The following is a 15,570-nucleotide window of genomic DNA, read 5'->3' as shown; positions in this document are numbered from 1 at the left end:
CACCGTGGCGCTCAGTACTCGAAGTTGAGCTTGAGCCAGGCGGTGCGACCGGGCTCGGCGATGCGCTCGGGCTCGGCCGGATAGCCGAAGCCGCTGTTGCCGGCCGCGTTGAGATGCTCGCGGTAATCGCGGTCGAACAGGTTGTCTATGCCTGCGGCCAGGCGCACGTGATCGCCGAGGCGATAGCCGCCGTTGACCGAGAAGACCGCGAAGCCCGGACTCGATCCCAGGTCGCGCCCGACCACGTTGCCCTGCGAAGTACTGGTGCGGTGCTGGGCCGCCACCACCCGCAGCAACGCACCCCAGGACCAGTCGCCGTGCTCGCCGCTGGCCGAGAGACGCGCTTCCAGCGGCGGCATCTGCGGCAGCGCACCCTCGTCGGTGCGGCCCCAGGCATAGGCCAGGGCGCCGCCAAACTTCAGCCCGGAGCGCGGCTTCCAGTCGGCGCCCAGCTCGGCGCCGGCGATGTCGGCATCGAGGTTCCGGGCGCGGGTGCTGCTGCCCATCATGCCGCCGGGCAGGTAGTCGAACACGATGTAGTCGTCGACCCGGCCGGCGTAGACCGATGCCCACGCCTCCACGCCACCGGAGCGGAACTGCAGGCCGGCATCGAGCTGGGTGGTGCGCTCCGGCTGCACGCCGGCGAAGGCGTTGGCTGCGCCCTGCGGCCCCATCGTGGGCGAGAACAGCTCCCAGTAGTCGGGCATGCGTTCGGCGTGGCCCAGGCCTGCGTACCAGCCGAAGCGTCCGGCCATGTCGTGCTCGTAGCGGACGAAGCCGCCGGCGAGGGTCTCCTCGCGGCGCTGGCCGGCGGTCGGGTTGGGCATGGCGTTCATGCCGCTGCCGACCGTGGCACGGCGGTCCTCGGCGCGGGCGCGGTCCACGCGCAGGCCCGACATCAGGTGATGCACCTCGTCGATATGCCAGTGCGACTCGGCGAACACGCCGAGGGTGCCGGTGTCCGCATCATGGGTCCAGGGTTGTTGGCGCCAGGCATCGCGGCCCATCGCGCTGCGCCGGCGGTGTTCGCCCTGCCTGCCATCCACGCCGGCGGTCAGCTCCCAGCTGTCGTGCTGGAAGGTCAGGGCCACGCGCCCGCCCTGGCTGGTATCGCCGACGTTGCTGGCCATCGGCATGGGCATGCTGGAGGAGGGATCCGGGTCGCGCAGCGTGTAGTTGTCCATCACGTGGTCGACCTCGTTGCGGTAGAGGCTGGCCACCACCGCATCGAGCACGCCACCCATGTGCTTCTTCTCGAAGCGCAGGCCGAGGTTGTCGCGGCGGAACCGCGAGCCGTCCATGCCGCGCCCGGCGTAACGCGCCTCGGCATCGCCGGTGCCGGCCGAAAGCTCCAGCACGGTGTCGGCATCCGGGGTCCAGCCGATGGCGGCGTCGGCGTTCCACTTGTCCCAGGCCGAGGGCACGCGGCGGCCGTCGCCGGCGCGGTAGTCGTCCGCCTCGGAGCGGTTGGCGGACGCACGCAGGTAGCCCCGCGGGGTGCCGGCGCTTGCGTCCAGCACCTGGTCGTTGCGGCCGTTGCTGCCTGCCAGCAGGCTGCCCTGCGCGCGCACGCCGGGCCGGTCGAAGTACGGGATCTCGCGCTCGAAACGCACCGTGCCGGCCGATGCGCCGCCGCCCCACAGCACGGTCTGCGGGCCCTTGACCACGGTCAGGCGGTCGTAGCTCTCCGGCGCGATGTAGGACATGGCATTGTCCATCCGCGACGGACAGGCACCGCTGAGCACGCCGTCGTTCGTCAGCAGGGCGATGCGCGAGCCGAACATGCCGCGCAGCACCGGGTCGCCGTTGGTGCCGCCGCTGCGCAGGGTGGAGAAGCCGGGGATGGTCCTGAGGTAGTCGGCGCCGTCGCTGGCCGGTACCGGCTGGCGCGGCAGCTTCGGGTCGGTGGTGAAGGTCACGGCGGCCACCGGGGCCACCCCCAGCACGACCACGCCGTCCAGGTCGGTCGGAGCTGTTTCCAGATGGAGATGCCCGTCCGCGGCCAGCGCGGCGGGAGCGGCCACGTACAACGCGGCGGCAAGGGCATGGGCAAGGGGATTGCGGATCATGGCTGCGCCTCGTGCGCGTTGCCTTCGGGTGGCCCAAGTCTTCCCCCTGGCACGCCGGCCGGCCTTGATGGTGGTCAATCGCGCCGCCCTGCAAGCCCCTTCCCCGCTGCGGCTTGACCTGGGTCAAGCCGCAGCGAGGTGGTGCCTTCCGACGGGCGCGGATTGATGCAGATCAAGGTCCGTGCGGCTCCGTACGCGCACTGTTCGTCCCGCAGACCGACAAGACGAGAAGAGCAGAACATGAAGATCAGTCATCCCCTGGCCGTCGGCGCTCTCGCCGCGGTGATCGCCCTGGCCTCCGCGCCCGCCCTTGCCGCCAGGGCCAAGCCATCCGATGCGCCGCTGCCGGTGGTGCAGGCGCAGCTGACCGCGCCGCCGCTGGTACCCGCCTCGATCACGCGCAAGTCCCCGGCCAAGGTCGTCGTCGACCTGGAGATGGTCGAGAAGGAGATGCAGCTCGACGACGGGGTCACCTACAACTTCTGGACTTTCGGCGGTTCGGTCCCCGGCAGCTTCATCCGCGTGCGCGAAGGCGACACGGTGGAGTTCCGGCTGAAGAACCACCACAGCTCGCACTTCTCCCACAACATCGACCTGCATGCCGTCACCGGCCAGGGCGGTGGCGCCGAGGCGACGTTCACCCTGCCCGGCCGCGAAACGCAGTTCACGTTCAAGGCGCTCAGCCCGGGCCTGTACGTCTACCACTGCGCGATGGCCCCGGTGGCGATGCACGTGGCCAACGGCATGTACGGCCTGATCCTGGTCGAACCGGAGGAAGGCATGGAGCCGGTGGACAAGGAGTTCTACGTGATGCAGGGCGATTTCTACACCGAGGGCGCGACGGGCGAGAAGGGCCTGCAGGCCTTCAGCCTGGAGAAGGGCATCGACGAGACGCCGACCTACGTGGTGTTCAACGGCTCGGTCGGATCGCTCACGGGCGACAACGCGCTGCAGGCCACGGCCGGCGAGAAGATCCGCATGTACGTCGGCAATGGCGGCCCCAACCTGACCTCCAGCTTCCACGTCATCGGCGAGATCTTCGACAAGGTCTACTTCGAGGGCGGCAGCAAGTACCAGGAGAACGTGCAGACCACGCTGATCCCGGCCGGTGGTTCGGCCATCGTCGAGTTCAAGGCCGACGTGCCCGGCAACTTCGTGCTGGTCGACCACAGCCTGTTCCGTGCCTTCCACAAGGGCACGCTCGGCATCCTCAAGGTCGACGGCGAGGAGGACCACGCCATCTACAGCGGCCAGCAGCACGACATCGAGTACCCCGAGGGCGAGCCCCAGGGCCACGACCACAAGTAACGGACGGAAACCGCCGCCATGGCCCGCCACACGCACCTTCCCATCGCGATCGCCGCCCTGCTGGCGCTGGCCCCGGCATTGCCCGCGGCCGGCGCCAGGGACGCGGCCGCCGATGGGTCGGCGCCGGCGTGGCGGGCCGTCCCCGGCGGCATGTTCCGCTCCGCGGTGCGCTTCGAGGACGACCGCCCGGTACTGCCGGTGGCGTCGTTCCAGCTGATGGAACGGCCGGTCAGCAACGCCCAGTTCGCCGCCTTCCTGGCGCGCCAGCCGCAGTGGCGTCGCGACCGCATTCCCGCGCTCTTCTCCAGCCCCGGCTACCTGGGCCACTGGGAAAGCGCGGACGCGGCCGGCGCGAAGCTCGATCCGGACGCGCCGGTCGTGCACGTGAACTGGTACGCCGCCGACGCGTTCTGCCGCGACGCCGGCGGACGCCTGCCCGACTTCATCGAGTGGGAATACGCCGCGGCGGCCGACGCCACCCGCACCGATGCCCGCCACGACCGCCAATGGCGCCTGCGCCAGGCCAACGACGGCACCCCGCACGCGCCCGATGCCGCCGCCGACGCCCCTGCCAACGTGCACGGCCTGCGCGGCATGCACGGCGCGTACTGGGAATGGACCGGCGACGCAGGCTCGCTGCTGGGTGACGGCGACCGCCGCGGCCAGGACGACGGCGATGCCCTGCAGTACTGCGGCGCCTCGGCCATGGCCTTCAACGATCCGGCCGACTACGGCGTGGTCAAGCGCTTCGTCCTGCTGTCGGCCCTTACGCCCGGTGCCACCCTCGGCAACCTGGGCTTCCGCTGCGCGAGGAGCCAGCCATGAAACACCGCATCAACCCGCTGCGCACCGCCCTGGGCCTGGCCTTGGCGCTTTCCGTGTGCGGCCCGCTACCGGTCGCGCTCGCCGCCCTGGCGGGGCCCGGATCGCAGGTCGTCGAATCCCTGCCCGGCGACTCGCTCTACCAGGTGCAGGCGGCACTTACCGACCAGCACGGCCAGGCCCTGCAGTGGCCTGAGCTGCGCGGGCAGCCGCGCCTGGTGTCGATGTTCTACGGCAACTGCCACCTGATGTGCCCGCTGATCCTGGAGAACGCCAAGGCGCTGCAGAAGCAGCTGGGTGCCGACGGCGCGCGCCTGGGAGTGGCCATCATCACCCTCGATCCCGCGCGCGATACCCCGGAAGCACTGGCCGCGGTCGCCGCCGACCACCGCACGCCCCCGGAGTGGCGCTACCTTCGCCCTGAGGGCGACGCCGTGCGTGCGCTGGCCAGCGTGCTGGGCGTCCGCTACCGCTTCCGCGAGGACGGCAGCATCAACCACACCAGCGTGCTGGTACTGCTGGACGCGGAAGGCCGCGAGGTCGCACGTTCGGAGGTCACCGGCATCGCTCCCGATCCCGCATTCCTGCAACAGGTCCGCGCCACCCTGGCCGCGGACTGATCCCCCGATCCACCCTCGTCACCACGGAGCAACACCATGAAGAACCGTACCCGCATCCTCGCTGCCCTGGCCCTGATGGGCGCCGCCGGCATGGCCCACGCCGCCGGCAACTGCACCGTCTCGCTCAAGGGCGACGACGCGATGAAGTTCGACCTGAAGGAGGCCACCGTCTCCGCCAGCTGCCCGACCATCACCCTCGAGGTCGAGCACACCGGCAAGCTGCCGGTGACCGCGATGGGCCACAACGCCGTCGTCTCCAAGACCGCCGACGTCGCCGGCCTGGCCCGCGACGGCATCAAGGCCGGCGCCGCCAATGCCTATGTGCCGAAGGGCGACGCCCGCGTGATCGCCCACACCGACCTGGTCGGCGGCGGCCAGAAGACCAGGATCACCTTCCCGGGCAAGGCCCTCGCCGCCGGCGGTGACTACAGCTTCTTCTGCAGCTTCCCGGGCCACTCGGCCATGATGAAGGGCAAGCTGGTCGTCACCAAGTAAGCCACCACGCCTTCCGTGCCGCGCCCGCGGCACGGAAGGCTGGCTCCTGGAGAATCCCCATGGAACTCGATATCCGCGTCGATCCAGCCCGGATCGACCTGGCAGGGATCGAGCGCGCCTTGCTGGAAAGCGATCCGGCCGCGCTGGTCGACCTCGACCCCTCGAGCGGCCACCTGCGCGTGGCCACCTGCGCCGCACCCGCCGAAGTCCGCACCGTCCTGGCCGCCGCCGGCGTGCCCGTCCCAGCCGAAGCCATCCAGATCCTGCCCTCGGTCTGCTGCGGCGGCTGCAGTGGTTGATAGATTGACTGCGACCTATTGATTTCGGGCATCAACACAAGCGCCGCATTCAGGCGCCAAACGCCCGGAAAACAGCGTCCGCCGGCAGGTCGGGCGCATGGGCAGGGGTAAGATCGGGCCTCCTATCCATGCCCGGCATGCCCGGCAGGCCAGTGCGGAAGCACCGGCCGCAGGCAGGCCGGCGCAACCCCAGCGCACCTGCCCGCCATGAATACCAAGCACCGCAAGCCCCTCCCCGGTACCCCCCTGCACTGGTACGACGCCCGCGAGGCGGTCGAGGCCCTGCAGCCCGGCGCCTGGGCGACCCTGCCCTACACCTCGCGCGTGCATGCCGAGAACCTGGTGCGCTGCGCCGATCCGGCCCAGCTGGACGACTTCCTGCGCCAGCTGGTCGAGCGCCGCCGCGACCTGGACTTCCCGTGGTTCCCGGTACGCGTGGTCTGCCACGACATCCTCGGCCAGACCGCGCTGGTCGACCTGGCCGGCCTGCGCGACGCGATCGCCGACAAGGGCGGCGACCCGGCGCAGGTGAACCCGGTGGTGCCGGTGCAGCTGATCGTCGACCACTCGCTGGCGGTGGAATGCGGCGGCTACGACCCGCAGGCGTTCGAGAAGAACCGCGCGATCGAGGACCGCCGCAACGCCGACCGCTTCGACTTCATCGAGTGGACCCGGCACGCGTTCCGCAACGTGGAGGTGATCCCGCCGGGCAACGGGATCATGCACCAGATCAACCTGGAGAAGATGTCGCCGGTTGTTTACGTGCGCGACGGCGTCGCCTTCCCCGACACCTGCGTGGGCACCGACTCGCACACCCCGCACGTGGACGCGCTGGGCGTGATCGCCGTCGGCGTCGGCGGCCTCGAGGCCGAGAACGTGATGCTGGGCCGCGCCTCGTGGATGCGCCTGCCCGACATCACCGGCGTGCGCCTCAGCGGCCGCCCGCAGCCGGGCATCACCGCCACCGACGTGGTCCTGGCCCTGACGGAGTTCCTGCGCAGGGAGCGCGTGGTCGGCCACTACCTGGAGTTCTTCGGCGAGGGCGCCGCGGCGCTGACCATCGGCGACCGCGCCACCATCTCCAACATGTGCCCGGAGTACGGCGCCACCGCCGCGCTGTTCTACATGGACCAGCAAACCCTGGACTACCTGCGCCTGACCGGGCGCGAGGAGCAGCAGGTGCAACTGGTGGAGAACTACGCGAAGACCGCCGGGCTGTGGGCCGACGACCTGCAGCAGGCGCAGTACGAGCGCGTGCTGGAGTTCGACCTGTCCTCGGTGGTGCGCAACATGGCCGGCCCGTCCAACCCGCACCGGCGCCTGCCGACCACCGCACTGGCCGAGCGCGGCATCGCCGACGAGGCCAAGCTGCAGTCCGCGCGCGAGGAAGAGGCCCGCGGCCTGCTGCCGGATGGCGCGGTGGTCATCGCCGCCATCACCAGCTGCACCAACACCTCCAACCCGCGCAACGTGATCGCCGCCGCGCTGCTGGCGCGCAATGCCAACGCGCGCGGCCTCGCCCGCAAGCCGTGGGTGAAGACCTCGCTGGCGCCCGGTTCGAAGGCCGTGCAGCTCTACCTGGAGGAATCCGGCCTGCTGCCGGACCTGGAGAAGCTGGGCTTCGGCATCGTCGCCTTCGCCTGCACCACCTGCAACGGCATGTCCGGCGCGCTGGACCCGAAGATCCAGCAGGAAATCATCGACCGCGACCTGTACGCCACCGCCGTGCTCAGCGGCAACCGCAACTTCGACGGCCGCATCCACCCGTACGCCAAGCAGGCCTTCCTGGCCTCGCCGCCGCTGGTGATCGCCTACGCCATCGCCGGCACCGTGCGCTTCGACATCGAGAAGGACGTGCTGGGCCTGGACCCGCAGGGCAACCCGGTCACGCTCAAGGACATCTGGCCCTCGGACGAGGAGATCGACGCGATCGTCCGCGCCAGCGTCAAGCCCGAGCAGTTCCGCAAGGTCTACGGGCCGATGTTCGACGTGCGCGTCGAGCATGGCGAACCGGTGAAGCCGCTGTACGACTGGCGCCCGATGAGCACCTACATCCGCCGCCCGCCGTACTGGGAAGGCGCGCTGGCCGGCGAGCGCACGCTGCGCGGCATGCGCCCGCTGGCCGTGCTGGGCGACAACATCACCACCGACCACCTGTCGCCGTCCAACGCGATCCTGCCGACCAGCGCCGCCGGCGAATACCTGGCGAAGATGGGCTTGCCGGAAGAGGACTTCAATTCCTACGCCACCCACCGCGGCGACCACCTCACCGCCCAGCGCGCGACCTTCGCCAACCCCAAGCTGCTCAACGAGATGGTGCGCAACGAGGACGGCAGCGTGCGCCAGGGTTCGCTGGCGCGGCTGGAGCCGGAAGGCAAGGTGATGCGCATGTGGGAGGTGATCGAGGCCTACATGGAACGCCGCCAGCCGCTGGTGATCATCGCCGGCGCCGACTACGGCCAGGGCAGCTCGCGCGACTGGGCGGCCAAGGGCGTGCGCCTGGCCGGCGTGGAGGCGATCGTGGCCGAGGGTTTCGAACGCATCCACCGCACCAACCTGATCGGCATGGGCGTGCTGCCGCTGGAGTTCAAGCCGGGCACCACCCGCCTCACCCTGGGCATCGACGGCAGCGAGACCTTCGACGTGGTCGGCACCCGTGGCCCGCGCGCGGAGCTGACCCTGGTCATCCACCGCCGCGACGGCACCGACCTCAACGTGCCGGTGACCTGCCGCCTGGAAACGGCCGAGGAAGTGTCGATCTACGAGGCCGGCGGCGTGCTGCAGCGCTTCGCCCAGGATTTCCTGGAGGCGTCGAAAGCGGCCTGACCGGTTCGTCGAAGGGATGTAACCCATCCCGAAAGGAACCAAGACCATGACCGACACCAACGCCACCGGCACCGTCCGCCTGCACCGCATCCTGGCCGCACCGCCGGCCAGGGTGTTCCGCGCTTTCACCGATCCGAACGCGCTGGTGCGCTGGATGCCGCCGTATGGCTTCACCGCGCGCATGCTCGAGTTCGAAGCGGGCGTGGGCTACCGCATGGCCTTCACCAACTTCTCCACCGGCAACAGCGAATCGTTCCGCGTACGCTTCGTCGAGCTGGTCGAGAACGAGCTGCTCCGGCACACCGACACCTTCGACAACCCCGACCTGCCCGGCGAGATGCACGTGACCGTGTCGTTGAAGCCCAGCATCGCCGGTACCGACCTGACGATCGTGCAGGAAGGCATTCCCGCGGCCATCCCGGTGGACATGTGCCACCTGGGATGGCGCGATTCGCTGGACATGCTGGCGAAGCTGGTCGAACCCGAAATCCCGGACGGGCCCTGAGCCGCGTCCTCCACCCTTACTTGCCCTTGCCAAGCCCATGAGCCACAAGCCCCAGCTCCGTATCCCCGCCACCTACATGCGCGGTGGCACCTCCAAGGGCGTGTTCTTCCGCCTGCAGGACCTGCCTGCCGAGGCCCAGGTACCGGGTCCGGCGCGCGACCGCCTGCTGCAGCGGGTGATCGGTTCGCCCGATCCCTACGGCAAGCACACCGACGGCATGGGCGGCGCCACCTCCAGCACCAGCAAGTGCGTGATCATCGGCCCGGCCACGCGCCCGGGGCATGACGTGGACTACCTCTACGGCCAGGTGGCGATCGAGGAGGACTTCGTCGACTGGAGCGGCAACTGCGGCAACCTCAGCACCGCGGTCGGCCCGTTCGCGGTGGCCAACGGCTTCATCGACCCGGCGCGCATCCCCGACGAAGGCGCGGTCGAAGTGCGGGTGTGGCAGGCCAACATCGGCAAGACCATCGTCGTGCGCGTGCCGGTCAGCGGCGGCCAGGTGCAGGAGACCGGCGATTTCGAGCTGGACGGCGTGACCTTCCCCGCCGCCGAGGTGGTGGTCGAGTTCCTCGACCCGGCCGAGGAAGGCGAGGACGGCGGCAGCATGTTCCCAACCGGAAACCTGGTCGACAGCCTCGAGGTGCCCGGCGTGGGCACGCTGGAGGCGACCCTGATCACCGCCGGCATCCCCACCGTGTTCGTGGATGCGCAGGCCATCGGTTTCACCGGCGCCGAGCTGCAGCCGGCGATCAACGGCGATCCGGCGATCCTGCAGAAGCTGGAGGCGATCCGCGTCGCCGGCGCCCTGCGCATGGGCCTGATCTCTTCGCCGGAAGAGGCTGCCAGGCGCCAGCACACGCCCAAGGTCGCCTTCGTGGCGCCACCGCGCGATTACCTTTCCAGCAGTGGCAGGCAGATCGCCGCCGGCGACATCGACCTCAACGTGCGCGCGATGTCGATGGGCAAGCTGCACCACGCGATGATGGGCACGGCCTCGGTCGCGATCGCCACCGCGGCCGCTGTGCCCGGCACCCTCGTAGATCGCGCCGCCGGTGGCGGTTCGCGCGACGTGGTGCGTTTCGGCCATCCCTCCGGGACGCTGCGCGTTGGCGCCTCGGTCGCCCAGGTCGATGGCCAGTGGACCGTGACCCGCGCGGTGATGAGCCGCAGCGCGCGGGTGCTGATGGAAGGCCACGTGCGGGTTCCGCAGGCCTGACGCCCTGTCGCCAGCCGGCCCCGCCGCACCTCCCCCCGGTGGGCCGGCTCAGGCGGCGCCCTGCGCCGCGGGTTCGTTGGCGTCCAGTGGCTGCTGCAGTTCGCGCGGCCGCGGCGGCAGGCGGTTGTGCACGCCCAGTGCGGCGATCGCCGCCTGGCCCACCGCCACCGAGATCTGGTTGAGTCCGCTGACCACGTCGCCGGCCGCATAGAGTCCCGGCACCGAGGTGAGCTGGCGCGCGTCCACCGGGATCTCGCCGGTGTCGGACAGTTCCACGCCTGCCTGCCTGGCCAGGTGCGCGCTGGTTTCGCAGCCAAGGAACGGATAGACCGTGTCGAAAGTGTGGCAGTGGCCGTCGACGACGTAACCGCAGCGGCCATCGACGAACGCCAGGCGGCCGCCGGCCGGCAGCACCTCCACGTCGAGGCCGGGCGGCAGTGTCGCCGGCACCACGTCGGTGGGCAGCAGGGTCAGGCGCGGGCTGTAGCCGCGCAGGAATGGCACGTGGTCGAGGATCGTCTCCCACGGCCCGTAGATGCCGATGGCCTTGTCGCTGGCCTCGTAGGCGTCGCATACGGGGCACAGGCGCAGCGCGCCGCTGGCCACGGCCTCCTCCACGTCGGCCAGCTCCGGCAGGCGGTCGCTGAGGCCGGTGGCGAGGATCACCGCACGCGCGCGCCAGCGGCGGCCGTCGGGCGCGCCGGCGACGAACACGCCGTCTCCGTCGCACTCGAGCGAGGACACCAGGCCATGCTCGAACACCGCGCCGAAGGATTCGGCCTGCGCGCGCAGCCGCTCCAGCAGCTCGGTGCCGGCGATGCCCTGCGGGAAGCCCGGGCAGTTGTTGCTCTCGGGAATCCAGCGCGCGCGGCTGTCGCCGGCATCGACCACCAGGCAACGGCGGTGCAGCCGCCCCAGGTAGGTGGCGGCGGTCAGGCCCGCCGGGCCACCGCCCACCACCAGTACATCGACCTCGTCCACCTGCCACCTCCTTCGTCCTGCAGGAACGATAGGCAGCCGGCGTGAACGCCGCGCGATACGGCCTCAGCCGCCGGCGGCGTTGGTCGTGGCCACGTCCAGGGTCACGTCCATCACCGTCGGGTCTTCGCGGTCGGGCGTGACCTTGAAGCCCAGCTGCTGGCACATGGCGAGCATGGTCACGTTCTCGCGCAGCACCTGGCCGTCGACCGCCTTCAGGCCGATGCTGCCGGCCCACTCGATCATGATCCGCATCAGTTGCCAGCCGATGCCCAGGCCCTTGAGGTCGGAGCGGACCATGATCCCGTACTCGCCGCGCTCGTAGTTGGCGTCGGCCAGCAGGCGCACCGCGCCGAGCATCCCGCCGTTGTCCGGGTCGATCGCCACCAGGGCGATGGAGCGGGCGTAGTCGAGCTGGGTCAGGCGGGCGATGAATTCGTGGCTGAAGTGGCGCACCGCGGAGAAGAAGCGCAGGCGCAGGTCCTCGTCGCTGACCCGGGAGAAGAACTCCAGGAACATCTGCTCGTCCTCCGGCCGCACCGGGCGCACGAACATGCGCCGGTCCTGGGCCAGCTCGACCATGCGCTCCCATTCCTTCGGGTACGGCCGGATCACGAAGCTCGAATGCCACGGCCCCTTCTGCGCCGGCCCCGGGTGTGGCGCGATCGCCACGCGCGCGTCCACCGCGATCACGCCCTCGCGGTCGGCCAGCAGCGGGTTGATGTCCAGCTCGCGGATCTGCGGCACGTCGGCCGCCAGCTGCGCCAGCTTGACCAGCACCAGCGCCACCGCGCGCTCGTCGGCCGCCGGCACGTCGCGGTAGGCCTTGAGGATGCGGCTGACGCGGGTGCGCGAGATCAGGTCGTGGGCCAGGCGCAGGTCCAGCGGCGGCAGGGCCAGGGCCTTGTCGTCGATCACCTCGACCGCGGTGCCGCCGCGGCCGAACACCACCACCGGGCCGAAGGTCGGGTCGTGGGCGAGGCCGGCGATCAGCTCGCGCGCCTTGGAACGCGCCACCATCGGGTGCACGGTCACGCCCTCGATCCGCGCCTTCGGCCGCAGCTCGCGGGCACGGGCCAGGATCGAGGCGGCGGCCTCGCGCACCGCGGCCTCGCTGGACAGGTTCAGGCGCACGCCATCCACGTCGGACTTGTGGATGATGTCCGGCGACAGGATCTTCAGCGCGACCAGCTTTCCCGCTTCCAGCAGCGGGCGCGCGGCCTCGGCCGCGACCCCGGCGTCGGCGGCCAGCCAGGCCGGGGTCACCGGGATGCCGTAGGCCTCCAGCAGGGCGACCACTTCCAGCGGATCCAGCCAGCCGCGGCCCTGTTCCAGGGCGCGGGCCACGATCGCCTGCGCGCCCGCGGTATCGACCACGAAGTCCTCGGGCAGGCTGGGCGGGGTCTCCATCAGCGCCTGCTGCGCCTCGCGGTGGCGCACCAGGTAGGTGAAACCACGCACCGCGTCGGCCTCGGTGGCATAGGTGGGGATCCCGGCCGCATCCAGCCGCGACAGTGCCTCCTGGCCTCCGCCCAGCCACACGCCCAGCACCGGCTTGCCGGTGCCCGGGCGCGGCCGCCGCTGCAGCACCCTGGACACGGCGGCGGCGGCCTCGACCGAGGACGACAGCGCGGTGGGCACGTTCATCACCAGCACCGCGTCGTTGCCCGGGTCCTGCAGCAGCGCCTCCAGCGCGGCGGTGTAGCGGGCCGCGTCGGCGTCGCCGACGATGTCCACCGGGTTGGACCGCGACCAGGTCGGCGGCAGCACCTTGTCCAGCGCGCGCACGGTGGCCGGGTCCAGGGTAGCCAGGGTGCCGCCGAGGTCGACCAGGCGGTCCACCGCCAGCACGCCGATGCCGCCGCCGTTGGTGAGGATGGCCAGCCGCCGGCCCGGGGCCTGGCGCAGGTGGCCCAGGGTCTCGGCCGCGGCGAACAGCTCGTCCAGCGCGTGCACGCGGAGCAGGCCGGCACGGCGAAAGGCGGCGTCGTACACCGCGTCGGAGCCGGCCAGGGCACCGGTATGGGTGGCGGCGGCACGCGCGCCCTGCTCGTGGCGGCCGGACTTGATCACCACGACCGGCTTGGAGCGGGCCGCGGCACGCGCGGCGGACATGAACTTGCGCGCGTCGCGGATGGATTCGATGTACAGCAGGATGGCGCGGGTCTTCGGGTCCTGGGCGAACCAGTCCAGCAGGTCGCCGAAATCCACGTCCAGGGCGTCCCCCAGCGAGACCACGGCGGAGAAGCCGATCGAACGCGCCGCGCCCCACTCGACCAGGCCGGCGGCGATCGCGCCGGACTGCGAGACCAGGGCCAGGTCGCCCGGCAGCGGGCTGCGCGCGGCGAAGCTGGCATTGAGGCCCACGTGCGGGGCCATCACCCCCAGGCAGTTGGGACCGACGATGCGCAGGCCGTGCGGACGGGCCTCGCTGCGCAGGTGCTCCAGCAGCGAGCCCGGCCCCTGTCCCAGGCCGGCGGAGACCACCACCGCCGCCCTCGCGCCCACCGCTACCGCCTGCGCGATCACCCCGGGGACGGTTGCGGCCGGGGTGGTGACCACCACCAGCTCCGGGGCGAACGGCAGGTCCCGCAGCGAAGCGACGGCCGGCACGCCCTCGATCTGCCGATACTTGGGGTTGACCAGGCCGACCGCGCCGGCGAAACCAGCCTGGCGCAGGTTGTGGACCACGGTGCGGCCGACCGATCCGGGCCGCGGGCTGGCCCCGACCACGGCCACCGACTTCGGGGCGAAAACGGCTTCCAGCGCGTAGATGCTCATCCGCAAGGGCTCGTACGTCTCAGGGCTAAACGATACAGCGGTGCGCCCGTGGGCGCTTCCGGGGGGCACTGGACCGGGACGCAGTTCCCCTATTTCAAGGAATAATCCGTTAACGCGGTTTGGCGCCTTGATCCTGATCAATGCCCCGCTTGCGCTTGCTGCCGATGATGCCCGCCATCCATAGGAGGATTGGAACGTGTCAACCGTCCAGGGGACATATAACGACAAGGTAGTGCGCCAGTTCGCGGTCATGACCGTGGTCTGGGGCATCGTGGGCATGGCCGTGGGCGTACTGATCGCCGCCCAGCTGTACTGGCCGGTCCTCAACTTCGACCTGCCGTGGCTGAGCTACGGGCGCCTGCGTCCGCTGCACACCAACGCGGTCATCTTCGCCTTCGGCGGCTGCGCGCTGATGGCCACCAGCCTGCACGTGGTCCAGCGCACCTGCCACGTGCGCCTGATCTCCGACAAGCTGGCGGCCTTCGTGTTCTGGGGCTGGCAGCTGGTGATCGTGCTGGCGGCCGTGAGCCTGCCGCTGGGCCTGACCCAGGGCAAGGAATACGCCGAGCTGATCTGGCCGATCGACATCCTGGTCGCCGTGGTCTGGGTGGCCTACGCGGTGCTTTTCATCGGCACGATTGCCATCCGCCGGGTCAAGCACATCTACGTGGCGAACTGGTTCTACGCCAGCTTCATCATCGCCGTGGCCCTGCTGCACATCGTCAACAACATCGCCATCCCCACCAGCGCCCTGCACTCCTACCCGGTGTACAGCGGCGCGGTCGACGCGATGGTGCAGTGGTGGTACGGCCACAACGCGGTGGGCTTCTTCCTGACCGCCGGCTTCCTGGGAATGATGTACTACTACGTTCCCAAGCAGGCCGGCCGCCCGGTCTACTCCTACCGCCTGTCGATCGTGCACTTCTGGGCGCTGATCGCCGTGTACATGTGGGCCGGCCCGCACCACCTGCAGTACACCGCGCTGCCCGACTGGGCGCAGTCGCTGGGCATGGTGTTCTCGCTGATCCTGCTGGCCCCGTCCTGGGGTGGCGCGATCAACGGCGTCATGACCCTCTCCGGCGTCTGGTACAAGCTGCGCACCGACCCGATCCTGAAGTTCCTGATCGTCGCCATCTCGTTCTACATGATCGCCACCTTCGAGGGGCCGATGATGTCGATCAAGACGGTGAACTCGCTGTCGCACTACACCGACTGGACCGTCGGCCACGTGCACGCCGGCGCCCTGGGCTGGGTCGCGATGATCTCGATCGGCTCGATCTACGCGCTGATGCCGAAGATGCTGGGCCGCGAGCAGATGTACTCGGTCAAGGCCATCGACCTGCACTTCTGGCTGCACACCGGCGGCGTGGTCCTGTACATCGCCTCGATGTGGATCGCCGGCGTCATGCAGGGCCTGATGTGGCGCGCCACCAACCCCGACGGCACGCTGACCTACAGCTTCGTCGAGGCGCTGCACGCGACCTACCCCTACTACCTGATCCGCCTGGGCGGCGGCCTGCTGGTGCTGTCCGGCATGTGCGTGATGGCCTGGAACGTGCTGCGCACCTGGCGCTCCGCCCCGGCGATCGCTCCCCAGCCGGTGCTGCCCGTCGCGGCCTCCGATGCGCGCGCCTGAGGAGGAAGGACA

The 15,570-nt window shown here is 70.4% G+C and carries 12 protein-coding genes; 9 read left to right on the top strand and 3 right to left on the bottom strand.

What is annotated here, in order from left to right:
• Nucleotides 1-11: 11 nt before the first annotated feature.
• The gene (locus PSESU_RS01750) at nt 12-2,069 is read right to left on the bottom strand and encodes a TonB-dependent copper receptor (protein WP_013534045.1); all 2,058 of its coding nucleotides are present in this window, start codon (nt 2,067-2,069) and stop codon (nt 12-14) included.
• Nucleotides 2,070-2,309: 240 nt separating this feature from the next.
• Here PSESU_RS01750 and nirK point away from each other — a divergent pair, with 240 nt between their 5' ends.
• The 8 genes from nirK to prpF all read left to right on the top strand — a co-directional run bounded on the left by nirK (nt 2,310) and on the right by prpF (nt 10,163).
• Nucleotides 2,310-3,377: a copper-containing nitrite reductase gene (gene nirK / locus PSESU_RS01745; RefSeq protein WP_013534044.1), complete on the top strand. Its 1,068-nt coding sequence runs from the start codon at nt 2,310-2,312 to the stop codon at nt 3,375-3,377.
• An 18-nt stretch (nt 3,378-3,395) separates the two neighbouring features.
• On the top strand, nt 3,396-4,202 hold the full coding sequence (locus PSESU_RS01740; protein WP_013534043.1) for a formylglycine-generating enzyme family protein: 807 nt from the start codon (nt 3,396-3,398) through the stop codon (nt 4,200-4,202).
• Nucleotides 4,199-4,819, top strand: a complete 621-nt coding sequence (locus PSESU_RS01735) for an SCO family protein (protein ID WP_013534042.1) — start codon at nt 4,199-4,201, stop codon at nt 4,817-4,819. Before PSESU_RS01740 ends, PSESU_RS01735 begins: the two co-directional genes overlap by 4 nt.
• Nucleotides 4,820-4,855: 36 nt before the next feature.
• On the top strand, nt 4,856-5,314 hold the full coding sequence (azu, locus tag PSESU_RS01730; RefSeq protein WP_013534041.1) for an azurin: 459 nt from the start codon (nt 4,856-4,858) through the stop codon (nt 5,312-5,314).
• 59 nt (nt 5,315-5,373) lie between these two features.
• Entirely contained in the window at nt 5,374-5,613 is a 240-nt protein-coding gene (locus PSESU_RS01725) for a hypothetical protein (RefSeq protein ID WP_013534040.1), read from the top strand.
• Nucleotides 5,614-5,820: 207 nt separating this feature from the next.
• Entirely contained in the window at nt 5,821-8,439 is a 2,619-nt protein-coding gene (acnD, locus tag PSESU_RS01720; protein ID WP_013534039.1) for a Fe/S-dependent 2-methylisocitrate dehydratase AcnD, read from the top strand.
• Between the two features lie 46 nt (nt 8,440-8,485).
• Entirely contained in the window at nt 8,486-8,944 is a 459-nt protein-coding gene (locus tag PSESU_RS01715) for an SRPBCC family protein (RefSeq protein WP_013534038.1), read from the top strand.
• 37 nt (nt 8,945-8,981) lie between these two features.
• On the top strand, nt 8,982-10,163 hold the full coding sequence (gene prpF, locus PSESU_RS01710) for a 2-methylaconitate cis-trans isomerase PrpF (protein WP_013534037.1): 1,182 nt from the start codon (nt 8,982-8,984) through the stop codon (nt 10,161-10,163).
• Nucleotides 10,164-10,211: 48 nt separating this feature from the next.
• Here the strand turns inward: prpF and PSESU_RS01705 are convergent, their stop codons facing one another.
• Together PSESU_RS01705 and PSESU_RS01700 are read right to left on the bottom strand one after the other, a co-directional pair.
• Entirely contained in the window at nt 10,212-11,144 is a 933-nt protein-coding gene (locus PSESU_RS01705; protein ID WP_013534036.1) for an NAD(P)/FAD-dependent oxidoreductase, read from the bottom strand.
• A 63-nt stretch (nt 11,145-11,207) separates the two neighbouring features.
• The gene (locus PSESU_RS01700) at nt 11,208-13,922 is read right to left on the bottom strand and encodes a bifunctional acetate--CoA ligase family protein/GNAT family N-acetyltransferase (RefSeq protein WP_013534035.1); all 2,715 of its coding nucleotides are present in this window, start codon (nt 13,920-13,922) and stop codon (nt 11,208-11,210) included.
• A 196-nt stretch (nt 13,923-14,118) separates the two neighbouring features.
• On the opposite strand from PSESU_RS01700, the gene ccoN reads away from it, so the two are divergent.
• Nucleotides 14,119-15,558 (top strand): cytochrome-c oxidase, cbb3-type subunit I, encoded by a 1,440-nt coding sequence (ccoN, locus tag PSESU_RS01695; RefSeq protein ID WP_013534034.1) that lies wholly within the window; start codon nt 14,119-14,121, stop codon nt 15,556-15,558.
• Nucleotides 15,559-15,570 lie beyond the last annotated feature (12 nt).

The organism is Pseudoxanthomonas suwonensis 11-1, assembly GCF_000185965.1.
GTDB classification, from domain to species: domain Bacteria; phylum Pseudomonadota; class Gammaproteobacteria; order Xanthomonadales; family Xanthomonadaceae; genus Pseudoxanthomonas; species Pseudoxanthomonas suwonensis_A.
Note: the sequence above shows the minus strand (reverse complement) of the source record. Positions and strands in the feature narration are given on the sequence as shown.